The sequence below is a fragment of the Duganella vulcania genome (assembly GCF_009857655.1).
In the GTDB taxonomy this organism is placed as follows: domain Bacteria; phylum Pseudomonadota; class Gammaproteobacteria; order Burkholderiales; family Burkholderiaceae_D; genus Rugamonas; species Rugamonas vulcania.
Window position 1 is genome coordinate 74241 of record NZ_WWCX01000013.1, and the last position, 24571, is coordinate 98811.

Annotated in this window: 23 protein-coding genes; 12 read left to right on the top strand and 11 right to left on the bottom strand. The window is 64.8% G+C overall.

Features of this window, described 5'->3' with window-relative positions:
* Window positions 1–81 precede the first annotated feature (81 nt).
* The gene (locus tag GTP90_RS10970) at window positions 82–1770 is read right to left on the bottom strand and encodes a M14 family zinc carboxypeptidase (protein WP_161083556.1); all 1689 of its coding nucleotides are present in this window, start codon (window positions 1768–1770) and stop codon (window positions 82–84) included.
* Between the two features lie 205 nt (window positions 1771–1975).
* On the opposite strand from GTP90_RS10970, the gene GTP90_RS10975 reads away from it, so the two are divergent.
* Window positions 1976–2731 carry a hypothetical protein gene (locus tag GTP90_RS10975; protein WP_161083557.1) on the top strand — a complete coding sequence of 252 codons (756 nt, stop codon included), beginning with the start codon at window positions 1976–1978 and terminating at the stop codon, window positions 2729–2731.
* Here the strand turns inward: GTP90_RS10975 and GTP90_RS10980 are convergent, their stop codons facing one another.
* From GTP90_RS10980 to purB, 6 genes are all read right to left on the bottom strand, one after another.
* On the bottom strand, window positions 2732–3298 hold the full coding sequence (locus GTP90_RS10980) for an NADPH-dependent FMN reductase (RefSeq protein WP_161083558.1): 567 nt from the start codon (window positions 3296–3298) through the stop codon (window positions 2732–2734). It abuts the gene before it with no gap.
* 104 nt (window positions 3299–3402) lie between these two features.
* On the bottom strand, window positions 3403–5556 hold the full coding sequence (locus GTP90_RS10985) for a S46 family peptidase (protein WP_161083559.1): 2154 nt from the start codon (window positions 5554–5556) through the stop codon (window positions 3403–3405).
* Window positions 5557–5730: 174 nt separating this feature from the next.
* Window positions 5731–6297: a YceI family protein gene (locus tag GTP90_RS10990; RefSeq protein ID WP_161083560.1), complete on the bottom strand. Its 567-nt coding sequence runs from the start codon at window positions 6295–6297 to the stop codon at window positions 5731–5733.
* Between the two features lie 22 nt (window positions 6298–6319).
* A complete protein-coding gene (locus GTP90_RS10995; RefSeq protein WP_117014159.1) occupies window positions 6320–6871 on the bottom strand; it encodes a YceI family protein in 552 nt (183 codons plus the stop codon).
* A 26-nt stretch (window positions 6872–6897) separates the two neighbouring features.
* Window positions 6898–7422, bottom strand: a complete 525-nt coding sequence (locus GTP90_RS11000; RefSeq protein ID WP_161083561.1) for a cytochrome b — start codon at window positions 7420–7422, stop codon at window positions 6898–6900.
* Window positions 7423–7557: 135 nt separating this feature from the next.
* The gene (gene purB / locus GTP90_RS11005) at window positions 7558–8934 is read right to left on the bottom strand and encodes an adenylosuccinate lyase (protein ID WP_161083562.1); all 1377 of its coding nucleotides are present in this window, start codon (window positions 8932–8934) and stop codon (window positions 7558–7560) included.
* 95 nt (window positions 8935–9029) lie between these two features.
* Between purB and GTP90_RS11010 the strand changes: the two genes are divergently transcribed.
* From GTP90_RS11010 to GTP90_RS11035, 6 genes are all read left to right on the top strand, one after another.
* Window positions 9030–9638: a glutathione S-transferase N-terminal domain-containing protein gene (locus GTP90_RS11010; RefSeq protein ID WP_161083563.1), complete on the top strand. Its 609-nt coding sequence runs from the start codon at window positions 9030–9032 to the stop codon at window positions 9636–9638.
* 3 nt (window positions 9639–9641) lie between these two features.
* Window positions 9642–10688 (top strand): LacI family DNA-binding transcriptional regulator, encoded by a 1047-nt coding sequence (locus GTP90_RS11015; protein ID WP_161083564.1) that lies wholly within the window; start codon window positions 9642–9644, stop codon window positions 10686–10688.
* Window positions 10689–10842: 154 nt separating this feature from the next.
* Window positions 10843–13140 carry a TonB-dependent receptor gene (locus GTP90_RS11020; RefSeq protein WP_161083565.1) on the top strand — a complete coding sequence of 766 codons (2298 nt, stop codon included), beginning with the start codon at window positions 10843–10845 and terminating at the stop codon, window positions 13138–13140.
* A complete protein-coding gene (locus GTP90_RS11025; protein WP_161083566.1) occupies window positions 13130–14989 on the top strand; it encodes an amylosucrase in 1860 nt (619 codons plus the stop codon). The genes GTP90_RS11020 and GTP90_RS11025 overlap by 11 nt, the downstream gene beginning before the upstream one ends.
* A 34-nt stretch (window positions 14990–15023) precedes the next feature.
* Entirely contained in the window at window positions 15024–15989 is a 966-nt protein-coding gene (locus tag GTP90_RS11030; RefSeq protein WP_161083567.1) for a PfkB family carbohydrate kinase, read from the top strand.
* A complete protein-coding gene (locus GTP90_RS11035; RefSeq protein WP_161083568.1) occupies window positions 15986–17323 on the top strand; it encodes an MFS transporter in 1338 nt (445 codons plus the stop codon). Before GTP90_RS11030 ends, GTP90_RS11035 begins: the two co-directional genes overlap by 4 nt.
* On the opposite strand, the gene bfr is transcribed toward GTP90_RS11035, so the two are convergent.
* Entirely contained in the window at window positions 17320–17793 is a 474-nt protein-coding gene (bfr, locus tag GTP90_RS11040; protein WP_161083569.1) for a bacterioferritin, read from the bottom strand. The genes GTP90_RS11035 and bfr overlap by 4 nt on opposite strands.
* A 163-nt stretch (window positions 17794–17956) precedes the next feature.
* Between bfr and GTP90_RS11045 the strand changes: the two genes are divergently transcribed.
* Together GTP90_RS11045 and GTP90_RS11050 are read left to right on the top strand one after the other, a co-directional pair.
* Window positions 17957–18637 (top strand): Fe2+-dependent dioxygenase, encoded by a 681-nt coding sequence (locus GTP90_RS11045; RefSeq protein WP_161083570.1) that lies wholly within the window; start codon window positions 17957–17959, stop codon window positions 18635–18637.
* A 69-nt stretch (window positions 18638–18706) separates the two neighbouring features.
* Window positions 18707–19231, top strand: coding sequence for a pyridoxamine 5'-phosphate oxidase family protein (locus GTP90_RS11050; RefSeq protein ID WP_161083571.1), 525 nt, complete (start codon window positions 18707–18709; stop codon window positions 19229–19231).
* 4 nt (window positions 19232–19235) lie between these two features.
* On the opposite strand, the gene GTP90_RS11055 is transcribed toward GTP90_RS11050, so the two are convergent.
* Together GTP90_RS11055 and GTP90_RS11060 are read right to left on the bottom strand one after the other, a co-directional pair.
* Window positions 19236–19952 (bottom strand): energy transducer TonB, encoded by a 717-nt coding sequence (locus GTP90_RS11055; protein ID WP_161083572.1) that lies wholly within the window; start codon window positions 19950–19952, stop codon window positions 19236–19238.
* 9 nt (window positions 19953–19961) lie between these two features.
* The gene (locus tag GTP90_RS11060) at window positions 19962–20177 is read right to left on the bottom strand and encodes a (2Fe-2S)-binding protein (protein ID WP_161083573.1); all 216 of its coding nucleotides are present in this window, start codon (window positions 20175–20177) and stop codon (window positions 19962–19964) included.
* Window positions 20178–20424: 247 nt separating this feature from the next.
* Here GTP90_RS11060 and GTP90_RS11065 point away from each other — a divergent pair, with 247 nt between their 5' ends.
* From GTP90_RS11065 to GTP90_RS11075, 3 genes are read left to right on the top strand one after another with little or no spacing between them, the layout of a single operon-like run.
* Window positions 20425–20703 (top strand): FeoA family protein, encoded by a 279-nt coding sequence (locus GTP90_RS11065; RefSeq protein ID WP_161083574.1) that lies wholly within the window; start codon window positions 20425–20427, stop codon window positions 20701–20703.
* A 3-nt stretch (window positions 20704–20706) separates the two neighbouring features.
* Window positions 20707–22608, top strand: a complete 1902-nt coding sequence (gene feoB, locus GTP90_RS11070; protein ID WP_161083575.1) for a ferrous iron transporter B — start codon at window positions 20707–20709, stop codon at window positions 22606–22608.
* Between the two features lie 2 nt (window positions 22609–22610).
* Entirely contained in the window at window positions 22611–22886 is a 276-nt protein-coding gene (locus GTP90_RS11075) for a DUF6587 family protein (RefSeq protein WP_161083576.1), read from the top strand.
* Between the two features lie 11 nt (window positions 22887–22897).
* Here GTP90_RS11075 and GTP90_RS11080 read toward each other — a convergent pair whose 3' ends face one another.
* Window positions 22898–24508, bottom strand: coding sequence for an FMN-binding glutamate synthase family protein (locus GTP90_RS11080; protein ID WP_161083577.1), 1611 nt, complete (start codon window positions 24506–24508; stop codon window positions 22898–22900).
* Window positions 24509–24571 lie beyond the last annotated feature (63 nt).

The following is a 24571-nucleotide window of genomic DNA, read 5'->3' on the forward strand; positions in this document are numbered from 1 at the left end:
GGCTATGGCCTTGTGGGCAGCTAGCATGCGCGCCGCGGGATCGCCGCCGCGCGCATGGGGTGATGCGGGTTGGTGCAGTATTTAGAGGACGGACAGTACCGGATAGCGGCGCCATTCCGGCTCCGCGTGGCGCTTGCCGTTTTCGAAGATGAAGCCGAGGACCTTGTCCTGGTTGGTCAGCAGCGCCGGATTGGCGGCCTTCCATTGTTCGAATTTCGCCTTCAGTTCAGGCTCGGTTTCCAGCATCTCCAGCGCCAGGTCTTCGAACACGTAGTCGGAGTAGGCTTCTTTTTTCTCCAGCACGCTGTTGAAGAAACCCCAGCGGAAGAAGGAGTCGTGGCCTTGCGGTTCCAGCGTCTCGACGGCGTAGCGGGCGTTGGCCTGCTTGAGCGGGATGAAGTAGTCGCCCGGCTGCACGGTGAAGCTGCCGGTGCGCGCTTCCAGTTCCACCTCGTCGTGGTACATATGGCCTTCGTAGGCGTTCGGGCGCGAGGTGACGGAGGCGATGTGGTAGTACTGCGCCTCGAAGGTGGAGGCTTCGTCGAAGCGCGCCATCTCCACGCCGTTCCATTGCAGGCGCTCGATGACTTCGCGCCAGGCTTGCGGGACCACGTAGCCTTTCGGTGCGCGCACGGTGGCCGACGGCACGAAGCTGTTGTAGTAGGCGATGTCCTTTTCCCATGGCTGGCTGCGGTCGTAGGACAGGCGGACGTAGTCGCCCAGCAGGCTTGGGCTGCGCTTGGCCGCGTAGCCCTTGAAGCGGAAGGTCGACGGATTGGCTTCGTCCATCTTCCAGCTCACGGTCCACTCCTTGGCGTTGGCGGCCTGCTCGCGCGCGTCGGCGCGCAGCTTGCGGATCTGCTCACCGTGCGAGACGGTGAAGGCCATGGTCACGTCCAGCAGCGCGCGCATCGATTCGTAGCGGTCCTTGAAGGGCTTGAGCATGTGCGTCTCGGGCATGAAGCCGATCACGTGGTGCAGCGCCGCGAAGCCGGTCGAGAAGCGCGGCACTTCCAGGAATTCGGCGATGCCGTCGTCCGGCGTGTCCTGCACCGGGTTGACGTAGGGGCAGGTCGGCCAGCCTTTCGCTTCCATCTGCGCGTAGATGTGCGGCAGCATGGTCTCGCGCAGGAAGGGGCCGAGGCCGTAGCCCAGCTTGTCCGCCTGCGTGTGGATCAGCGTCATTGTGTACGGATAGTCGGCGCCGTTGGAGGTGTGGGTGTCCACCATCACGTCCGGATCCCAGCTGGTGACGAGCTGGTTGAACAGCTGCGCGTTGAGCGTGTCGCACTTGATGAAGTCGCGATTGAGGTCCAGGTGGCGGCTGTTGCCGCGGAAGCCGAACTGCTCCGGGCCGTCCTGGTTGACGCGCGAGGTGTTGGCGCGGTTGAGTGCGCCGTCGACGTTGTACAGCGGGACGAACAGCAGCACGGTCTTGCCCAGCGCGGCGAGGCGGGCCGGATCGAAGCACAGGTCGCGCACGATGGCCATGCAGGCGTCCACGCCTTCGGGTTCGCCGGGGTGGATGCCGTTGTTGTTGAAGAAGACGGTGCGGCCTTCGGCCTTGATTTGCGCGCGGTCGAACACGCCGTCCGCGCTGACTACGCCCGCATGCACCGGGATGCCGCCGTCGGAGGTGCCGATCTGCTCAAAACGCAGCACCTGCGGGAAGCGTTGCGCCAGCTCCTGGTAGAAGGCGATGCACTCGCTCCACAGGGTGGTCTGGTTTTGATTGCCTTGTTCGTAAGGCGTGGGCATGTCTGGGTGCATGGCGGTCTGGATCTCAGAGGGAGTTGGGGGAGGGCACGTCGCGCTTGGTAAGCACTGCAACGCACTGCCGAGGGCGGAATTGTATCATTCGTGCCCGATTTTTGAGCGGCGCCGGCCCGGTCCGGCGCACGTATTGAGTTGCTTCAAGAAAACCTTATGCGGCTGGTGGTCTACTGGAGAACTGGAACTTGACCGGGAGAAAGCGATGGGCAACCGTTACGGATGGCGCGCGGTGATCGTGCTGGTGCTGCTGGCGCTGGGGTGCAGGGTGGGGCTGGCGCAGATCGGGCCGCGCTACGTGATCGAGCTGGAGGGCGCGGCGCAGGCGGCGCCAACCGCGCCGGGGCGGGTGCAACTGGCGGGCAAGGGGCTGGCGCTGATCCGCTTCCAGGGCCTGACCATCCTGACCGTGGGCGCCGATGCGGACGCCTATAGCGCCGAGGCGGCACGCCGGTGGCCGGCGGCCGACCTGCTGCTGGTGACGCCTGCCAGCAGCGGCCGCTACGGCGGGGTGGCGCCGCTGGCATCGCTGGGTAAGCTGCCGGTGATCGTGGTGGAGCCGGTCGCCGCCGGGCTGGCGTCGGCCAAGTCGGTGCTGCGGCCGCCGCAGTTCTATCCGATGCAGACCTGGGACGCGCTGCATCTGCGCAAGGGCAAGACGCGGCTGCGCGTGACGGCGCTGCCCGGTCCGCCAGGTTCGGTGAACGTGGCGGGGTTCATGCTGGAGGTAGGCAACAGCTGGGCGTCGTACCGGCTGTACGTCAGTTGCGAGCCGGTGGGCGCGGACGCGGCGGGCGTGCTGGCCCAGCGCCTGCCGGGCGCGGACCTGGCGCTGCTGCCGGACCGGAATGCGCCGCTGCTGCTGGCGCTGCAACGCGCGGCGCCGCCGGCGGCCGGAGCCGCCGCCAGGCCGGCCGCGCTGACCGAGGCCGGCCACGCCTTCAAGGCGATCAAGCGCTGATCAGGCTTTGGCGTTGGTGTCCACCCAGGCGGCGAAGGCGGCCATGAACTTTTGCAGGAACTCCCGGGTGCTGTCGTTGTTCAACTTGCCGTCGTCGCCGAGCAGCTTGGCGGCGCCGCCGATGTAGGCTTCGGGCTGCTGCAACAGCGGCATGTCGAGGAACACCATTGACTGGCGCAGGTGGTGGTTCGAGCCGAAGCCGCCCGTCGCGCCCGGCGAGACGCTGACGATGGCGGCCGGCTTGCCGCTCCAGATGCTGCTGCCGTAAGGGCGCGAGCCGACGTCGATGGCGTTCTTCAGCGGCGCCGGCACCGAGCGGTTGTATTCCGGCGTGACGAACAGCGCGGCCTGCGCTTCCTTCATGCGCTGGCGGAAGTGGGTCCAGGTCTGCGGCGCGGTGGCGCCGTTTTCCTCCAGGTCCTGGTTGTACAGCGGCAGTTCGCCGATCTCGACGATCTCCATCTGCAACGACGGCGGCGCCAGCGCGATCAGTTCGTGGGCGAACTTGCGGTTGAGCGAATCCTTGCGCAGACTGCCGATCACTACGGCGACTTTTTTCGCGGCCATGACTTCTCCTGAACACGGTTGTGGGAAGGCCTTAATGTAACCGATCCATGAAAAAAACCACGCCGCGTTGCCGGGGCGTGGTTTCGTCGGTGACGCGGGGAGGCTTATTCCGCGTGCATTTCCTTCAGCAGGTTGTCGGCGTGGTCGACGTGCTTCATGTTCCACAGGATGTAGCGCAGGTCGACCTGGATGTCGCGGGTGTTGGCCTTGTTGAAGTCCCAGTCCGAGATGATGGAATCCAGCGTGCCGTCGAAGGCCAGGCCGATCCACTCGCCCTTGGCGTTCAGCGCGGCCGAGCCGGAGTTGCCGCCGGTGATGTCCAGCGTGGCCAGGAAGGCGACCGGCACCGATTTCAGTTTCGGATCGACGTACTTGCCGAAGTCCTTGGCCTTGATCGCGGCCAGCTGGGCTTTCGGCGCGTTGAACTCGCCCACGCCGGTGGCCTTGGCGGCCACGCCTTCGACCGTGGTGAAGGCCTTCCAGGTGGTGCCGTCGGCGCCGTGGTCGCGGCCGGCGATCTGGCCGAAGGTCACGCGCAGGGTGCTGTTGGCGTCAGGGTAGACCGCCTGGCCCTTGCTCTGCATGAAGGCGATCTTGGCCTTCATGTAGTTGGCGTAGGCTTGCTGCAGCTTGCCGCCCAGTTCCTCTTCATCCGCTTCGTTTTTCATGTCCATGTCGTACATGGCGACGGCGGTCTTGATGAAGGCGTCGTTGCTGGCCTTGAACTCTGCCGGCGTCTTGCCGATCCAGCTGGCGCGCTCGGCGGCGTCGCCCAGCTTGCTGCCGGCGTACATCGCGTCCAGCACGGCTTGCAGGTCGGCCTTGCTCATGCCGTCCTTGATGCCGAAGATGGCGTCGAAGCTGGCGTTGCGCTGGGCCGCCGGCTGGGCCGCGTATTTAGCCAGGCTGTTGATCACCAGCGCCTTGTCGACCTTCTCGTCGTAGTTGCGCACCAAGGCGGCGACCGACGATTTGATGCGCGGCACGTCGCGGACCTGGTAGCCGGACTTGCGCTCGGCGTCAGGCTTGGTGTTCTCGTTGGCCAGGCGGTACAGCATGCGCGCAGTGTTGAGCAGGCGCGGCTTGGACGAGGCCAGGAAGTAGTCGCGCTTGGTTTCGGCGTCGCGCTGGGCGATCAGCTTTTCCACCAGCTCGATGTCGCCGGCGTATTCGGCCTTGCGGGCCGGGGTGGCGTTGATCCAGGTCTTCAGCGCTTCGTGCTCGGCGGTTTTACGCTGCAGCATATCGCTGCCGGCATAGGAGTCCAGCATGCCCTGGCGGTTCTTGTAGTAGTTATTGATGCTGGCGACCTGCGACGCGTATTTCAGCGCGGTGTCCTTGTTGTCCTTGGTGGCGTCGGCGATGATGGCCAGGTTTTCCGCCGAGGTCTTGACGAAGGCCGGGTAGCTCCAGTCGAAGGTGTAAGCCACTTCCGACGGCAGGCGGTGGCGGTTGGTGCGGCCCGGGTAGCCCAGCACCATGACGAAGTCGCCTTCCTTCACGCCTTCCTTGGCCAGCTTCAGGTAGTGCTGCGGAATGTAGGGGACGTTGTCCTTGCTGAAGTCGGCGGCCTTGCCGTCCTTGCTGACGTAGGCGCGGTAGAAGCCGTAGTCGCCGGTGTGGCGCGGCCACATCCAGTTGTCGGTGTCGCCGCCGAACTTGCCCACGCCGGCCGGTGGCGCGTGCACCAGGCGCACGTCGCGGATTTCCAGTTGCTTGATCAGGTAGTACTCCAGGCCGCCGTAGTAGGACGACACGGTGCAGCGGTGGCCCTCGTCCTTTTCGCATTCGGCCTGGATGGCTTTCTGGTTCTTCTCGATGGCGTCGCTGCGCTTCTTGCCGCTCAGTTTGGCGACATCGGCGGTGACCACTTGCTTGCTGACGTTGGTGACGGCCTTGGTCACGAAGATGCGGCTGCCTGGGGCGGCCGGCAGTTCCTCGGCAAAGCTGTGGGCCAGGAAGCCATTGGCCAGCAGGTCGCGTTCCGGTGTGGAATTGTGCGCCACGCTGCCGTAGACGCAGTGGTGGTTGGTGGCGACCAGGCCTTGCGGCGACACGAAGGAAGCCGAGCAGCCGCCCAGGCTGACGATGGCGCCCATCGGGAACTCGGTCAGTTTGGTCAGGTTGGCGGGGTCGAGTTTCAGGCCGGCGGCCTTCAGTTGCTTGGCTACTTGTGGCAGCTGTTGCGGCATCCACATGCCTTCATCGGCTTGGGCTGCGGTGCTCAGGATGGCGAGCGCGATCAGTGATTTGTGCATTTTTGTCGTTGTTGAAGTGGTGGTAAAGGGAACAACGACGGGAGTATAGCAATAAAAAATGCGCTCAAAAAATTGGGGTCAAGTCTGACATTCGGACACGAGCTCTGCCGTAGCGACAATGCTACGGCCGAGCTTGTGTCCGAATGTCAGACTTGACCCCAAAGTTTACGAAAGTTAATCGGCCTTGATGGCTTCGATCTGGATCGCCAGTTTGACTTCCGGGGCGAAGGCCGGGGTGCCGTAGTTCAGGCCGAAATCGGTGCGCTTGAACTCGGCCACGGCGTTGGCGCCGCACACTTCTCGCTTGTAGCGCGGGTGCATGATGCAGTTGAACTTGTCCACCTTCAGCGCCACCGGCTTGGTCACGCCCAGCAGCGTCAGCTCGCCATCCACGCCGACCAGCTTGTCACCCTCGAACTTGAACGACTTGCTCTTGTAGGTGATGGTCGGGAATTTCTCGACGTTGAACATGTCGGCCGTCTTGGCGTGGCTGTTCATCTTCTCCATGCCGAAGTCGATCGAGTCGGCGGCGATGGCGATGTCCAGCGCGCCGGTCTTGGCGGCGCGGTCCATCGTCACGGTGCCGCTGGTCTTGTCGAACTTGCCGCGCCAGACCGACAGGCCCATGTGGTCGGCCTCGAAGCTCGGGTAGGTGTGCGTCGGGTCGATGTTGTAGGTGGCGGCGATGGCGGACGTGGCCGAGGCGGCCAGCAGGGTGGCGATCAGGATTTGCAGTTTCATCTAACGGTCTCCGGTGTAAAAATTATTGCGCGACGACGTGGAACTTGATGGTCACTTCATCGGCCACCATGCCGGTGTCTTTCCATTCGCCTTCGCCGATGTTGTAGGCCAGGCGTTTGATCGGCAGCGCGCCTTCAAACACTTGCTTGCCGCCGTCCGCCTTGACCGTCAGCGGGAAGCTGATGTCGGCGGTCTTGCCTTTGATGGTCAGCTTGCCTGTGACGTTGAGCTTGCCCGCGCCGGCGCTCTTGATCGCGGTCGAGACGAAGGTCGCTTTCGGGAACTGGGCCGAGTTGAACCATTCCTTCTTCGCCACTTCCTTGTTCATGTCGGCGTCGCCCACGTCCAGGCTGGCCGTCTCGACTTCAACGGTGGCCTTGGAGGCGTCCGGCTTGGCCGCGTCGTAGTCGATGGCGACGGTGTATTTCTTGAACTTGGATTCGACCGGCACGTTCATCTGCTTGAACACGGCCGATACGGTGGACTTGGACGGATCGGTCTTCAGCGCGGCGGCGCTGGCGGCCAGGGCGATACCCATCATCGAGACGAGGGCGAGTTTTTTCATGGTTTTCATAGGGGCTCCGGTGATGTGGGTGGGGGTTACGGCAGCATGCGTTTGAGCGTGGCGTCGCGGTCGATGAAGTGATGCTTGAACGCGGCAAGCGCGTGCGCCACGACGGCGGCGGCCATCGTCATGGTCAGAACATAGTGAACGGTTTTTAAGATCGGCTTAAGCTCGGCGTTCGGCTCGATGAGGGCCGGCAGCTGGAACAGGCCCAGGTACACCACCGGCACGCCAGCCGCGTACGTGTACAGGTAGCCGGAGACCGGCACCGCGAAGATGAAGAAGTACAGCAGGTAGTGCATGCCGTCCGCCACCTTGTGCTGCCAAGCCGGGATGCTGGCCAGCGGCGGCGGCGGAGTATTGGCCTTGCGCCACAGCAGGCGGATGGCGGCCACGCCCAGCACCGTCACGCCCAGCCATTTGTGCCAGGAGTAGTACTTGAGCTTGGTGGGCGTGATGCCGTGGATGTCCACCATGGTCAGGCCGAGGAAGAAGGCGGCGATGATCAGCAGGGCGGTCAGCCAGTGCAGCAATATGGCCGTTTTGGTATAGCGTTGCATAAGCGTTAGCTCCAGAAAAATAGTACGTGTTAGGACTAATATACCAAAGAAATGCAATGCGTGCTGGACAGGCGAAAAAAAGCCCCCGGGACAATTGTCGGCGGGGGCTAGTGTAAAACAGTTTGACGGGATTGCTTAGATGGCTTTTGCCAGAGACGTCGCGATGCCGATGTAGTTGGCCGGGGTCATGGCCAGCAGCAGGTCCTTGGCGTCCTGCGGAATCGCCAGGCCGGTGATGAAGTCGCGCAGCGCGTCCTTCGAGATGCCTTTGCCGCGCGTCAGCTCTTTCAGCTGCTCGTACGGGTTCTCGATGCCGTAGCGGCGCATCACGGTTTGCACCGGCTCGGCCAGCACTTCCCAGTTGGCGTCCAGGTCGGCCGCCAGGCGGGCGTGGTTCACTTCCAGCTTGTTCAGGCCGCGCAGGCAGCTGTCGTAGGCCAGCAGCGTGTAGCCCAGGCCGACGCCGATGTTGCGCAGCACGGTCGAATCGGTCAGGTCGCGCTGCATGCGCGAGACTGGCAGCTTCTCCGACAGGTGCTTGAGCACGGCGTTGGCCAGGCCCAGGTTGCCCTCGGAGTTTTCGAAGTCGATCGGGTTGACCTTGTGCGGCATGGTCGACGAGCCGATCTCGCCGGCTTTGGTCTTCTGCTTGAAGTAGCCCAGCGAGACGTAGCTCCAGATGTCGCGGTTCAGGTCCAGCAGGATGGTGTTGGCGCGGGCGAAGGCGTCGAACAGTTCGGCCATGTAGTCGTGCGGTTCGATCTGGATGGTGTACGGGTTGAACACCAGGCCCAGGCGCTGTTCAATCACGTTCTTGGAGAACGAAGCCCAGTCGAACGATGGGTAGGCCGACAGGTGGGCGTTGTAGTTGCCGACCGCGCCGTTCATCTTGCCCAGGATTTCAACCTGTTCGATGCGCTTGATGGCGCGCTGCAGGCGGGCCACGACGTTGGCCATTTCCTTGCCCAGGGTGGTCGGGCTGGCGGTCTGGCCGTGGGTGCGCGAGAGCATCGGCACGTCGGCGTTGTCGATGGCGATTTCCTTCAGGCGGGCGATGACCTTGGTCAGCGACGGCAGCATGACGCTGTCGCGGGCGGCCTTGAGCATCATGCCGTGCGAGGTGTTGTTGATGTCTTCCGAGGTGCAGGCGAAGTGGATGAACTCCGACGCGGCCACCAGTTCCGGCACGTCCTTGACCTGCTCCTTCAACCAGTACTCCACGGCCTTGACGTCGTGGTTGGTGACGGCTTCGATTTCCTTGATGCGGGCGGCGTCCTGTTCGGTGAACTCGTTGGCGATCTTGTCCAGCAGGGCGGTGCCCGCGGCCGAGAACGGCTTGATTTCAGCGAAACCGGCCAGCGACAACGCTTGCAGCCAGGAGATTTCTACTTTGACGCGGTGGTGCATGAAGCCCGATTCGGACAGGATGGGACGCAGCAGGTCGGTTTTACCGGCGTAGCGGCCGTCCAGCGGCGACAGCGCCGACAGCGTGGAGTAAGGAGTAGTGGTCATGATGGGAAGGAGGCAGGGTTAAAATTGCGCAAAGGTAGATTTTACCATTGGCCGGCGATGTTATACTGTTGTCTGATCTTCCACTCTAAGCCTCTATGAAACTCATCGGTTCCCTCGCCAGTCCTTATGTCCGCAAAGTTCGTGTCGTCCTGGCGGAAAAAAAGCTGGATTACCAGTTCGAATTGGAAGATGTGTGGGCCGCGGACACCACCATCGACAAGCTGAATCCACTGGGTAAAGTGCCCAGCCTGGTGATGGAGGATGGCGACGTCCTGATCGACTCGCGCGTCATGGTCGAGTATCTCGATACGCTGACGCCGGTTTGCAAGCTGCTGCCGCCGAACGGCCGCGACCGCGCGGACGTCAAGTGCTGGGAAGCGCTGGCCGACGGCATCCTGGACGCCGCCGTCACCGTGCGCCTGGAGCGCATCCACCGTCCGCCTGAGCAGCAGAGCGAGGCGTGGATGGCGCGCCAGATGCGCAAGGTGCAGCTGGGCCTGGCCTCGCTGTCGGACAAGCTGGGCGAGTCGCCGTATTGCGCCGGCATCCATTACTCGCTGGCCGACGTGGCGGTCGGCTGCACGCTGGCGTGGCTGTCGTTCCGCTTCCCGGAAATCACCTGGCGCGACGACCATCCCAACCTGGCCCGCCTGCTCGACAAGCTATCCGAACGCCAGTCGTTCAAGGACACGGTCCCGCGCTAAGTCATGCCCAAGACCACGCCGCCCGACGCGGACAGCTCCGCCCAGCAGCGGCGCCTGCAGATGGCCGACATCGCGCGGTTGGCCGGCGTGTCGACATCGACCGTGTCGCGCGCGCTGGCCGGCAGCAAGCTGGTGAGCGAAGAGACGCGGGTGCGCATCATGGAGCTGGCGCGCTCGCTCAAGTACACCATCAACATCGGTGCGCAGAACCTGCGCATGAAGCAGAACCGCACCGTCGGCGTGGTGATCCCGTACGACTCGGCCACGCGCCAGCACCTGTCCGATCCCTTCTTCCTGTCGATGTTGGGCAGCCTGGCCGACGCGCTCACCGAGCTGGGTTTCGACATGCTGGTCTCGCGCGTGGACGCCGAGGAGCTGGACGCGGCGGCCGCGCCGTTCGACACGGGCCGCGTGATCGGCATCATCCTGATCGGCCAGTGGCGCCACCATGAACAACTTAACCAGCTGGCCGCGCGCCATGTGCCGATCGTGGTGTGGGGCGCGCAATTGCCGCAGCAGCTGTACTGCACCGTCGGCGGCGACAACGTCACCGGCGGCGAGCTGGCGGCCGCGCACCTGATCGCGCAGGGCCGCAAGCATATCGCCTTCTTCGGCGACATCAACCTGCCCGAGGTGGGCCAGCGTTACGAGGGCCAGTGCCGCGCGCTGCGCAAGGCCGGCATGCAGGTCGATCCGGCGCTGCAGGTGTCGGTGTCCTTCCTGCCGGAGGGCGGCAGGGAGGCGGTGCAGGAACTGCTGCGCCGCGGCGTGCCGTTCGACGCGGTCTTCGCCGGCAGCGACCTGATGGCCATGACCTCGATTAACACGCTGCGCCAGCTCGGCTACGATGTGCCGCGCCAGGTCGCCGTGGTCGGCTACGACGATATCGAGCTGGCCGGCTACTTCCATCCTCCGCTGACCACCGTGCAGCAACCTATACGCGAGGCCGGCCGGGCGCTGGTGTCCCAGCTGCTGGAGCTGGTCGACGGCCGTCCGGCGCCTTCGCTGCAAATCCCTACCCAATTGATCGTCCGCAACAGTTCTGTCTGATTTATGCAACCGATTGCATGAACCTTACAATGAGGGCTGCAAATATTTTTTTTGCAGGGTTATGCAATCGATTGCATTAAATCGAAAACCGAGAAATAATGGCGTACCTGCTCAATTTAATGGCAGATCAAAACGACAATATCTGGAGACGACAATGGAACAACGCACATTCAAAATGGGCGGCATCGCTGCCGCTGTTGCAACGGCTGTCCTGCACATGGGTAGCGCCTCGGCGCAGCAGGCCGCACCGGCCGCCCCGGCCGATGGCCTGAACATGGAGCGCGTGGTCGTCACCGGCACCTCCGGCGGTTCCACCAAGATGAAGACCAGCGTGTCGATCAGTACCCTGGAAGGCGACACCATCAAGAACAGCGCGCCATTAAGCGCCGCCGAGGTGCTGCGCTCGGTGCCGGGCGTGCGCTCGGAATCGTCGGGCGGCGAGGGCAACGCCAACATCACCGTGCGCGGCGTGCCGATTTCGGCCGGCGGCGCGCGCTATGTGCAGATCCAGGAAGACGGCCTGCCGGTGCTGCAATCGGGTGACTTCAACTTCATCACGCCGGACAGCTTCGTCAAGATCGACGGCACGCTGGACCACCTGGAAGTGGTGCGCGGCGGTTCGGCCTCCACGCTGGCGACCAACGCGCCGGGCGGCATCATCAACTTCATCACCAAGACCGGCGAGGAGAAGGGCGGCCATGTGGGCATCAGCCATGGCCTGGGCTACGATGAAACCCGCCTGGACTTCGACTACGGCGCGCCGATCTCGGACAAGACGCGCTTCTTCATCGGCGGGAACTACCGCACGGGCGAAGGCGTGCGCAATACCGGCATGAGCACCGAGGACGGCGGCCAGATTCGCGGCAATCTGACGCATGACCTGGACAATGGCTTTATCCGCGTGTCGTTCAAACACGTGGACGACAAATCGCCGACCGCGCTGCCGGTGCCGGTGCAGGTGGTGAACCAGCAGATCCAGGAAATCCCCGGCATCGATCCGCGCAAGGTGACGTTCTACTCGCCGTACTGGGTGCGCGATGTCACGCTGGGCAAGAACAACACGCCGGTGTCGACCAACGTCAACGACGGCCTGAAAGTGAAGAGCGACACCATCGGCCTGGAAGGCTCGTTCGACCTGGGTGACGGCTGGAACCTGAGCGACAAGTTCCGCACCTCCAGCAACAGCGGGCGCTTCACCGGCGTCTTCGCCGGCAACAACGGCAAGGTTGGCAGCTATGTGTTCGCGACGGGTCCGAGCAAGGGCCAGGCCTACAATGGCCGCGCCTTCTCCGCCGTGGTGTTCAACACCTCGATCGATGACGCGGGCAACACGCTCAACGACACCAAGCTGGCCAAGACCTTCAAGCTGGCCGACGGCTCCAAGCTGACCACCACCGCCGGCCTGTATCTGTCGACGCAGAAGCTGGCGCTGACCTGGAACTTCAACGAGTACCTGATGCAGGCCAGCGGCGACAAGCCCGCGCTGCTGCAGACTTCCAGCGCCACGCCTGGCCTGGTCGGTCCGGCCTTCGGCGGCTGCTGCTCGCGCGCGGTCGACATGGAATACAAACTGACTTCGCCTTACCTGAACGTGGGCTATGAAACCGGTCCTCTGAACATCGACGCCAGTGTGCGCCAGGACCGCCAGCGCGCCAGCGGCACGGCCAACATCGCGACCATGAGCGGCGGCGCATTGCGCTACGATCCGGCCACGCAGCAGCTGGTGGACTACAAGATCAACCACAACTCGTACTCGGTCGGCGGCAACTACCGCATCACCAGCAGCCTGGCGGCGTTTGCACGTGTGAGCGACGGCGTGGCCTTCAACGCGGACCGCATCCTGTTCGGTACTCCGCTGGACGGCAGCGCGCCGATCAACATCAACACCGTCAAGCAGATCGAGGGCGGCGTGAAGTGGCGCAGTGGTGGCGTGAGCACCTTCGTGACGCTGTTCCAGGCCAAGACCGACGAGAGCAACTACGAGGCGACCACGCAGCGCAGCACCTCCAACAAGTATGACGCCAAGGGCGTGGAGCTGGAAGGCGCGTATGCGCTGGGCGACTTCCGCGTCACCGGCGGCATGACCTACACCGATGCCAAGATCACCGGCACCGCGCCCGGCGATGTGGCGGTGATCGGCAACACGCCGCGCCGCCAGGCCAAGGTGGTGTACCAGATCGCTCCGACCTACACCTTCGGCCAGGCCACCGTTGGCGCCAGCTTGATCGGCACCGGCAAGTCGTGGGGCGACGATGCGCACACCATCGTGCTGCCGGCGTATGAGGTGGTGAACGCCTTCGTCAACTACCGCGTGACCGAGAAAGCCACGTTGTCGCTGAGCGTGAATAACCTGTTCAACAAGATCGGCTACACCGAAGTCGAAGGCGACGGCCATGCCGCCCGTTCCATCACCGGCCGTGCCGCGAAAGTCAGCCTGTCCTATGCCTTCTAAAGTAATGTCGGACCGCCTGCTGGCGGTCCTGCCCGACGACCTGCGCCCGCAGGCTGCGCAACGGCTGGTGGCGGCGGAGCCGGTGCTGCGCCGGCTGCTGGCCGGCCTGTATGGCGAGCGCGCGGATTTCGATGCATGGCTGGGTAAGCTGATGGAGTCGCTGGGCGCGCTGTATTCGGCGCGGCCGCCGGAGCTGCGGGCGCTTGACGCGCAACGCGCCGCGCAGCCGGAGTGGTTCCTCAGCCAGCGCATGCTGGGTTACTGCGCCTACGTGCAGAACTTCGGCGGCGACTTGAACGGCGTGGCGGCGCGGATCCCTTATCTGCGGGAACTGGGCGTCAGCTATCTGCACCTGCTGCCGTTCCTGCGTCCGCGCGCGGGCGAGAACGACGGCGGTTTCGCCGTCTCCAGTTTCGACGAGGTCGATCCCGCGCTGGGCAGCAACGCCGACCTGGATGCATTGACCACGCAGCTGCGCGCGGCCGGCATCAGCCTGTGTTCGGACTTCATCCTGAACCACGTGGCCGACGATCACGCCTGGGCGCAGGCGGCCAAGGCCGGCGACGCGGCGGCGCGGGCGATGTTCCATGTGTTCCCCGACCGCGACATGCCGGACCGCCACGAGCGCACGCTGGGCCAGGTGTTTCCGCAGGTAGCGCCGGGCAATTTCACGCATGTGGAGGCGATGGGCGGCTGGGTGTGGACCACGTTCTACCCGTATCAATGGGACCTGAACTACGCCAACCCGGCGGTGTTCGCCGAGATGGCCGCCGCGATGCTGCGGCTGGCCAATCGCGGCATCGAAGTGTTCCGGCTCGATTCCACCGCCTTCCTGTGGAAGCGCGAGGGCACCAACAGCATGAACCAGCCGGAGGCGCACCAGCTGCTGCAAGCCTTGCGGGCGATTGTCGATATCGTCGCGCCGGGCCTGTTGCTGAAGGCCGAGGCCATCGTGCCGACGCGCGAGCTGCCGGCATACCTGGGCAGTGCGGCTGCACCCGAGTGCCACATCGCCTATCACAGCAGCCTGATGGCGGCCGGCTGGGTGGCGCTGGCTGAGCAGGGCACCAGCGTGCTGCGCGAAGTGATACGCAACACACCGGCGCTGCCGGCCGCCGCGACGTGGCTTAGTTATGTGCGCTGCCACGACGACATCGGCTGGAACGTGCTGCGCGCCGAGGCCTCGGCCGACGGCAGCGACAGTGCGGCGCGGCTGGCGCGCGTGGCACGCTTCTTCAGCGGTGCGGAGGGCAGCTACGCCATCGGCGCGGCATTCCAGAGCACGGATCCGAACGCGGCGCACGGCAGCAACGGCATGGCCGCATCGCTGACCGGCTTGCAGTCTGCCAGCACCGACGAGGAACGCGCGCTGGCATTGCGCCGCATGCTGCTGCTGCACGGCCTGGCCCTGAGCTTCGGCGCGCTGCCGGTGTTGTACATGGGCGACGAGCTGGCGATGGAGAACGACTACAGCTACCTGCAACGCCCGCAGCACGCGATGGACAGCCGCTGGCTGCAACGGCCGGTGTTCGACCAGCAGCGCTGGAAGCACCGCTACGATGTCTCCACCTTGCCAGGCATGATGCACCAGGCGCTGGCAAGGCTGGTGCGTATCCGCCGGCGGCATGATGCGCTGGCGGCCAACGCGCCCCGCACGCTGCTGGCCGATGCGCCGGAAGGCATGCTGGCGCTGGCGCGCGGCGAGCGTTTCCTGACGCTGATGAACTTCTCCGGCCAGCCGCAAAGCTATGCGCTGCAAGGCGCGTGGCGCGATTGCGTGGCGGAGCTGGCGGTGGGTGGCACGCTGGTGCTGGAACCGTACGCGATGTACTGGCTGGAACGCGAATAATATAGAATCGCCCAAACAGGGCGTGGAGACAAGCATGACCCAACAAACCATCGCCGTATTCGGCGAAGCGCTGGTCGACGATTTCATCACCGAGCAGGTTGTCGGCGGTGCTCCGTTCAACGTCGCGCGCAATCTGGCCGCCTTCGGCGTGGCGACGCTGATGGTCACCCGCATCGGCACGGACAAGAACGGCGCCCTGGTGCGCAACGAGTTCGAACGCTTCGACATGAGCGAGGCGGGCCTGCAACTCGATCCGCAGGAGGCCACCGGCCGCGTGGTGGTCGAGCGTAACGCGGAAGGCCACCGCTTCATCATCCTGCCCGACCAGGCCTACGATTACGTGGAAACCGCGCCGGCGCTGACGGCGCTGGCACAGGCCGCGCCGGGCACGATCTACTTCGGCACCATGGCGCAGCGGCACGAGCGCTCTCGCGCGGCGCTGCGGGCGATGCTTGACGCATCGGCCGCGTTCAACGTCCAGCGCTACCTGGACCTGAATGTGCGCGACGGCCAGGTGACCGAGCGCTGCGCCTTCGAGTCGCTGCACCTGGCGGACATCGTCAAGGTCAACGAGGATGAGCTGAAGGATTTGTTCAGCTGGTACACCCACACCAAGCCAGGCACCAAGGCCATCGACAGCGCCGAGATGGTGGACGCCTGCCAGGCGCTGATGCGCATCTTCACGCTGAAGGGATTGATCGTCACGCTGGGCGAGCGCGGTGCGCTGTACTTCGGCGCCGACGGCGCGGTCATCGCCAACCAGGACTGCCACGCGCCGGTGCGCATCGTCGACACGGTGGGCGCGGGCGACGCCTTCTCCGCCGTGTTCCTGTTCGGGCAGTCGCAGGGGTGGCCGCTCAGCCTGACGCTGGCGCGCGCCAACGCCTTCGCCGGCGCCATCTGCGGCATCTCCGGCGCGGTGCCGGCCGATATCGCGTTCTACCGGCCGTGGATCGCGGCCTGGCGCGGCGACGCGGTCATGCCCGGAGCCGTCGCATGAAGCCGCGGCTGTCGTTCTGGCAGATCGTGAACATGAACATCGGCTTCTTTGGCATCCAGTTCAGTTTCGGCCTGCAGCAGAGCAGCATGAGCCCCATCTACAAATACCTGGGCGCGGACGAGGCCAGCCTGCCCTACCTGTGGCTGGCCGGGCCGATGACCGGCCTGCTGGTGCAGCCGCTGATTGGCGCGATGAGCGACCGCACGGTCACGCGCTGGGGACGGCGCACGCCGTACTTCCTGATCGGCGCCATCCTGTGCAGCCTTGGCCTGCTGGCGATGCCGTTCAGCCCCACGCTGTGGATGGCGGCCAGCCTGCTGTGGATACTGGACGCGGCCAACAATGTGACGATGGAGCCGTACCGCGCCTTCGTCAGCGACAAGCTCGATCCGGCGCAGCATTCGGTCGGCTTCCTGACGCAGAGCGCCTTCACGGGCCTGGGTCAGACGCTGGCCTACCTGACGCCGTCGCTGCTGGTGTGGATGGGGATGAACAAGGACGCCGTCAACGGCAGCCATATTCCGCACATCGTCATCGTGGCCTTTTTGATCGGCGCGGTGTTCTCGATTTCCTCGGTGCTGTGGACGCTGAAGACCACGCCCGAGCATCCGCTCAGCGGCGAGGAGCTGGCGCAGATCCGCGCGCGGCCGGCCGGCTGGCGCCACACGCTGGGCGACATCGCCAGCGCGGTGCGCGAGATGCCGCCGACGATGAAGCAGCTGGCCTGGGTCAAGCTGTTCCAGTGGTATGCGATGTTCTGCTATTGGCAGTACATCATGCTGTCGCTGTCGACCACCATCTACGGCACCACCGACCAGGCCTCGCAGGGCTTCCGCGACGCCGGCCTGCTGGCGGGGCAGGTCGGGGCGTTCTACAACTTCATCGCATTCGTGGGCGCGCTGGCGCTGGTGCCGTTCACGCGGCGTTATGGGCCCAAGCTGACGCACAGCGCCTGCCTGGCGCTGGCCGGCGTGGGCATGCTGGCGATCCCGATGATCCATACGCCGGCGCTGCTGTTCGTGCCGATGGTGGGCATCGGGCTGGCGTGGGCCAGCATCATGGGCAATCCGTATGTGATGCTGGCGGGTTGCATACCGCCGGAGCGCACCGGCGTCTACATGGGCATCTTCAATATGTTCATCGTGATCCCGATGATCATCCAGATCTTCACGCTGCCGTTGTACTACCGCAGCCTGCTGGGCGGGAACCCGGAGAACGTGATCCGCCTGGCCGGTGGCCTGATGCTGTGCGGCGCGCTGGCGGTACTGGCGGTGAAAATAAAAAAGCCGCAGGCTGTGAACCCGCGGCTTGCTGAGGAAGCCAGGACGGCTTAGTCTTCGTGCATCTGGCTTTGCAGGTAGTTCTGGATGCCGACCTTGCCGATCAGGTCCAGCTGCGTTTCGAGCCAGTCGATGTGTTCTTCGGTGTCTTCCAAAATCATCAGCAGCAGGTCGCGCGAGACGTAGTCGGCGGCCTTCTCTGCGGCGGCGATGCCTTCCTTGACGGTGATCTGCGCGCCCTTTTCCAGCTTCAGGTCGCAGCCGAGCATTTCCTCGGTGTTCTCGCCGATCATGATCTTGTGCATGGCTTGCAGGTTGGGCAGGCCGTCCAGCATCAGGATGCGGTCGATCAGTTTGTCGGCGTGCTTCATTTCGCCGATTGATTCTTCGTATTCCTTCTTCGCGATCTTCTCGAAACCCCAGTGACGGTACATGCGCGAGTGCAGGAAGTACTGGTTGATGGCGGTGAGTTCGTTGGTCAGCTGAGCGTTCAGCAGGCGAATAACTTCTGGGTCACCCTTCATGGGATGCTTTCTAAAATGGTGGTGGAATACTGACATTTTGCCACGAACGCCGTGCTCGCGTGGGGCAATGCGTGCAAAGTGTACCAATATCGGCGGAGTGAGATTGTTGGCGCAAATGAAAACAATTAACATTCCCGTATCGCCAAGTTGAAAGGATGTTCCCATGATGCTGCATATCCCCGCCGTGCTGACCAAGCCGCAGGTGCAGGAATTCCGCCACCGGCTGGCGCAGGCCGAGTGGGTGGACGGCCGCGCCACAGCCGGCGCGCAGAGCACGCAGGTCAAACGCAACCGCCAGCTGCCGGAGCTGTCGCCGCTGGCGCAGGAGCTGGGTGGGTTCATCACGCAGGTGCTGGCCAGCCATCCGCTGTTCTTCGCGGCGGTGCTGCCGCTGCGCATACTGCCGCCTTACTTCAACAGCTACGCCGGCGGCGAGCATTACGGCATGCATATCGACGGCGCCATCCGCACGCGGCCCGGCACGGCCAACGCGATGCGGGCCGACGTGTCGTCGACCTTGTTCCTCAGCGAGCCGGAGGAATACGACGGCGGTGAACTCATCGTCAGCGACGCCTACGGCACGCACGAGGTCAAGCTGGCGGCGGGCGACCTGATCGTCTATCCGTCCAGCAGCGTGCATCGGGTGGCGCCAGTCACGCGCGGCGAGCGGGTGGCGGCCTTCCTGTGGAGCCAGAGCATGGTGCGCGACGATGCCAAGCGGGGCATGTTGTTCGAGCTGGACCAGAACATCCAGAAGCTGCGCGCCGCGCATGGCGACGACGCCATCGCGGTGGACCTGACCGGCCACTATCACAACCTGCTGCGCATGTGGGCCGAAGTGTGAGGCAACCCACCGAGGATGGCCGGCGTCAGGAGTAGGATGGAGGTTCCATTGCTAACGGAGAGTACCGTCATGGACTCGAACAGTGAGAGCCATCACCAGGACCTGGTCGGCGAGGACGCCGTCAGGAAGATCCGCGACTTTGTCGACAGTTCGCCGGGCTGCTTCTTCTGCACCAGCGACGTGGACGGCGGCCCCGGCGACGCGCGGCCGATGACCGCCTTGCAGGTCGATACGCTGGGCAACCTGTGGTTTGTCAGCGCCAGCGACAGCCTGAAGAACCTGGAGCTGGCGGCCGAGCCGTCGGCCACGCTGTACTTCCAGGGCGCCGGCAACGCCGAGTACATGCACCTGGAGGGCATCGCCACGGTGCTGCGCGATCCGGTCAAGCTGAAGGAGTTGTGGAGCTTTACGATGAAGACCTGGTTCACCGGCGGCGAGGACGATCCGCGCATCACCTTGATCAAGTTCGCGCCGACCTACGGCTACTATTGGGATACCCGGCACGGCCGCGCGGTGGCCAGCGTCAAGATGCTGCTGGGCGCCGTGCTCGGCAAGCCGCTCGACGACTCGGTCGAGGGCAGGCTGGACGTCTGAAGGATCAGCCCAGCTGGAAGTTGATCGGCACCAGCGCGTACACGGGCACGGGCTTGCCGTCTTCCATGTTGGGCTTGTACAGGGCGCGCAGCACGGCCTGGCGGCCGGCCTCGTCGAGGTTGCTGGAGCCGGACGACTTGTGGATCACCACTTGCTCGGCCTGGCCTTTTTCGCCGATCAGCACGCGCAGGATCACGGTGCCGCTCTCGCCCATGCGGCGCGAGATGCTGGGGTAGACCGGCTGCGGCGCGCGGATGTATTCGACGCCGGACACGGTTTTCGGCGCGGACGGCGCGGCCACATGGGCCGGTGCCGGTGGGGCGGGCGGCGCGGCCACGGCGGCCGGCTCGCTCGGGCGCGGCTGCGGCTGCGGCACGGTGATGGTCGGCTCGGTCTGCGCCACGTTCACCAGCGGAATCGGCGGGATGAAGGCGGGCGCCTGGCGCACCACCGGCACGGTCTTGGGCGGCGGCGGGGCCGGCTTGAGCGGCTCCGGCGACGCGACAAAGGTGACGTTGACTACTTGCGGCAGGATGGCGTGCGACACCTGGCGCAGCATTCCCGACTGGAACATGTAAAACCCGAACGCGTGCACCATGACGATGGCGGCCAGCGGCGCGAACTTGCGCCCGCGCGCCTGCCATTGTTGCTTGAGGAGGGCGGCCAGGCCGCTGTCGTCCGCCGCCGGCGTCGCCGCGCGGCCATAGCTCAGTGTGTTCATCGGAGTAATTTAGTTGGTGAAAACCGGGCGCTTCAGGACGGTTTCCTGGATCTGGGCGGTGGCCGCCAGGTGTTCGTTCAGGATTTCCTCGGCGCAGGCGAAACACTGGCCGCAGCAGGTGGACACGCCCAGGTCGCGGCGCAGTTCTTCCATCGAGGTCAATCCCAATTCCACGGCTTGACGGATTTCACGATCAGATATGTTGTTGCAGACACATACAATCATCGATGCACCTTCTGGCTAGGCTGTACAAAAAGAATGAACTGACATGATTGCGTGTTAGCTACTTAATGCGAATCATTATCATTAATCGTATACTGCCTCAAGTTTGAGCGGGATGCAAGCGCAAATAGAAGTAATTCGCATTACCGTTTATAATGCTACTATCTTATTTCCGGCCAGAACGCGATCTTGCAGTTCGCCGGCAAGCCGCCGCGGCCTTGGCCGGGCGGCGATTTGAACGGACTTTGCCATGACGCATGCAGCTCCCCTGATCACCCTTGATACCCTGACGGTCGGCGACAGCGCCACCGTGGTGCACATCGCCCCCGGCGACGCGGCGCACGACGGCCCCATGCTGGCGCGCCGCCTGATGGAGCTGGGCTTCGTGCCGGGCGAAAAAATCCGCATGCTCAAGCGCGGCATGCCGGGCGGCGAGCCGCTGGCGATCAAGGTCGGCAACTCCACCTTCGCGCTGCGCCGCTTCGAGGCGGCGCTGGTTTCGGTTCAACCATCGATCCAGCCGGAATAAGCCATGGGTGCAGCTGATATCGCGGCGCCGGTGGCGCCGGTCCTGTCGAGGACACCGATGATGGCCCTGCTGGGCAATCCGAATTGCGGCAAGACCGCGCTGTTCAACCGCCTGACCGGCGCGCGCCAGAAGGTGGCCAACTACGCCGGCGTGACCATCGAGCGCAAGGAAGGCGCGTTCACCTCGCCGGAAGGGCGCGCCTTCCGCGTGCTGGACCTGCCGGGCGCCTACAGCCTGTCGGCCCACACGCCGGACGAGGCCATCACGCGCGACGTGGTGGCCGGCCTGCGCGCGGGCGAGCAGTCGCCGGACGTGGTGGTGTGCGTGGTCAACGCCACCAACCTGCGCCTGAACCTGCGGCTGGTGCTGGAGATCAAGCGCCTCGGCCTGCCGATGATCCTGGCGCTGAACATGGTCGACGTGGCCAAGAAGCGCGGCATCGAGATCGACGCCGCGCGCCTGGCGCAGGAGCTGGAGATGCCGGTGGTGGAGACGGTGGCGGTGCAGGCCGGCGGCGAGAAGTCGCTGCTGCGCGCGCTCGACGGCATGTGGCCGCTGCACGAGGTCAAGCCGGCGTCGCTGTCGGCGATCGACGCGGTCGGCGTGGAGGAGACGCAGCGCGAGGTGCGCCGCATCCTGGCGCTGGTCAGCAGCGACGCGCGCGACACCGGCAACCTGACCGAGAAGATCGATAATGTGGTGCTGCATCCGGTGCTCGGCCCGGTGATCCTGGCGGTGCTGATGTTCCTGGTGTTCCAGGCGGTGTTCAGCTGGGCCAATGTGCCGATGGATATGATCAAGGCCGGTGTCGACAGCGTTGGCAGCCTGCTCAAGGGCGCGATGGCGGATGGTTTGCTGCGCAGCCTGCTGGTGGAGGGGATTCTGGGCGGGGCCGGCAGCGTGCTGGTGTTCCTGCCGCAGATTCTGATCCTGTTCTTCTTCATCCTGATCCTGGAGGACTGCGGCTACCTGCCGCGCGCGGCCTTCCTGCTGGACCGGCTGATGGGCGGCGTGGGCCTGTCGGGGCGCGCCTTCATTCCGCTGCTGTCGAGCTTTGCGTGCGCGATCCCCGGCATCATGGCGGCGCGCACCATCCAGAACCCGCGCGACCGGCTGGTGACGATCATGATCGCGCCGCTGATGACGTGCTCGGCGCGCTTGCCGGTGTATGCGCTGATCATCGCGGCCTTCATTCCCGAGCGCGAAGTGGGCGGTTTCATGAGCCTGCAGGGCCTGGTGCTGTTCGCGCTGTACTTCGCCGGCATCGCGTCGGCGATGGCGGTGGCCTACTTCATGAAGCGCACCATGGGCTCGAACCACAAGCAGCCGCTGATGCTGGAGCTGCCGGCCTATCACTGGCCGCATCTGCAGAACCTGGCGCTGGGCCTGTGGGAGCGCTGCAAGATCTTCCTGTCGCGCGTGGGCACGATCATCCTGACCTTGATGGTGCTGCTGTGGTTCCTCAGCTCCTTCCCCGGCGCGCCTGAAGGGGCGACCCATCCGGCCATCTATTACAGCATGGCCGGCATGCTGGGGCGCGGGCTGGAATATGTGTTCGCGCCGATCGGCTTCAACTGGCAGATCTGCATCGCGCTGGTGCCGGGCCTGGCCGCGCGCGAGGTGGCGGTGGGGGCGCTGGGCACGGTGTACGCGCTGTCGCAGAGCGGCGAGGAACTGGCGCAGTCGCTGACGCCGATCATCGCCAGCTCGTGGACCTTGCCGACCGCCTTGTCGCTGCTGGCGTGGTATGTGTTCGCGCCGCAGTGCATGTCGACGCTGAGCGTGGTGCGGCGCGAGACCAACAGCATCCGCTACCCGCTGATGATGGCCGGTTATATGTTCGCGCTGGCGTACACGGCGTCGTTCCTGACGTATCGTATTTCGCTGTTCTTCATCGGAGGCTGAGCATGTGGCAGCAAGTGATCGTGGCGGTGATTGTGGTGGCGGCGCTGGGGCATTTCTGCACCAAGTATTTGCCGGCGGCCTTGCGCAGGCAGATCGTCTACCTGCTGTCGCGGCGAGGCTTCGACCAGAATAAACTGGCTAAACTGTTTAACACGAAATCGAGCTGCGGCGACGGCTGCGCCAGTTGCGGCTCGTGCGAAACCACGCCATCGGCATCGTCCGACGCACCCACCTCCGCGCCCCTCAAGCGCGTGATCATGCTGCGCGTGCAGCGCTGATCTCCCGCCGCTCAGCAAACCGGGTTGAACGACTCCGCCTGCGCCATCGGCCAGTACAGGCCGAACACCGGCGGCAGGCGTGACAGCTGGCTCGGGTCGAGCAGCTCGCCCGGCTCCAGGTAGGGCAGCAGCGCCGACGCCAGCTTGACCTGGTTGGGCGAGATGCGCCGCACCAAATGATGCGCCTTCAGCTGCGACGGGTGCGTCAGGCCGGCCGCGGCGATCAGCTGGGCCAGCGCCTTCAAAGTGTTCTCGTGGAAGTTGGCCACGCGCCGGGTCTTGTCCGGCACCACCAGCGCGCGCTGGCGGTTGTGGTCCTGGGTGGCCACGCCGGTCGGGCAGCGGTCGGTGTGGCAGCTCTGCGACTGGATGCAGCCCAGCGCAAACATGAAGCCGCGCGCCGAGTTGCACCAGTCCGCGCCCAGCGCGAGCGTGCGGGCGATGTCGAAGGCGGTGATGATCTTGCCCGAGGCGCCGATCTTGATCCTGTCGCGCAGGTTGGCGCCCACCAGCGTGTTGTGCACCAGCAGCAGCGCTTCCTGCAGCGGCGTGCCGATATGGTCGGTGAACTCGACCGGCGCGGCGCCGGTGCCGCCCTCGCCGCCGTCGACCACGATGAAGTCGGGCGTGATGCCGGTGGCCAGCATGGCCTTGACGATGCCGAAAAATTCCCACGGGTGGCCGATGGCCAGCTTGAAGCCGGTCGGCTTGCCGCCCGACAGCGTGCGCAGGCGGTCTATGAAGGCCAACATCTCCAGCGGCGTGTCGAAGGCCGAGTGCCTGGACGGCGAGATGCAGTCCTGGCCCATGGCCACGCCGCGCGTGGTGGCGATCTCGATCGTGACCTTGGCGCCGGGCAGCACGCCGCCGTGGCCGGGCTTGGCGCCCTGCGACATCTTCAGCTCGATCATCTTGACCTGCGGCGTGGTGGCGTTGGCGATGAAGTTCGCCTCCGAGAACGTGCCGTCGGGGTTGCGGCAGCCGAAGTAGCCGGAGCCGATCTCCCACACCAGGTCGCCGCCGTTCTGGCGGTGGTAGGGACTGATGCTGCCTTCGCCGGTGTCGTGCATGAAGCCGCCGGCCTTGGCGCCGCCGTTGAGCGCCAGGATGGCGTTGGCCGACAGCGCGCCAAAGCTCATCGCCGAGATGTTGAACACGCTGGCCGAATAGGGCTGGGCGCGCGGGCAGTCCGGGTGGTTGCCGATCTCGATGCGGAAGTCGTGGTGCTGCTCGGGCGCGGGGCTGATCGAGTGGTTGATCCATTCGTAGCCGGGGGCGTAGACGTCGAGCTGGGTGCCGAAGGGGCGCTTGTCGGTGTCCATCTTGGCGCGCTGGTAGACGATGCTGCGCTGGTTGCGCGAGAACGGCTCGGCCACGGTGTCGTCCTCCAGGAAGTACTGGCGGATCTCGGGGCGGATCGATTCGAAGAAGAAGCGGAAGTGCGCCAGGATCGGGTAGTTGCGGCGCAGCGCGCGTTTGGTTTGCAACAGGTCGGTGATGCCGACCACGGTCAGCGCGGCCGCCGTCAGCGGGATCCACCAGGGCGCGGCCAGTGCCAGCGACACGGCCAGCGTGACGATGGCGGCGATGAAGACGAGGTAACGCGGGGACAACAGGTTCATGGACACTCCGGTGGGCGGCTGATGGCGCAGTGTACTGCTGTTCCTCCCGGGAATCCATCGCTC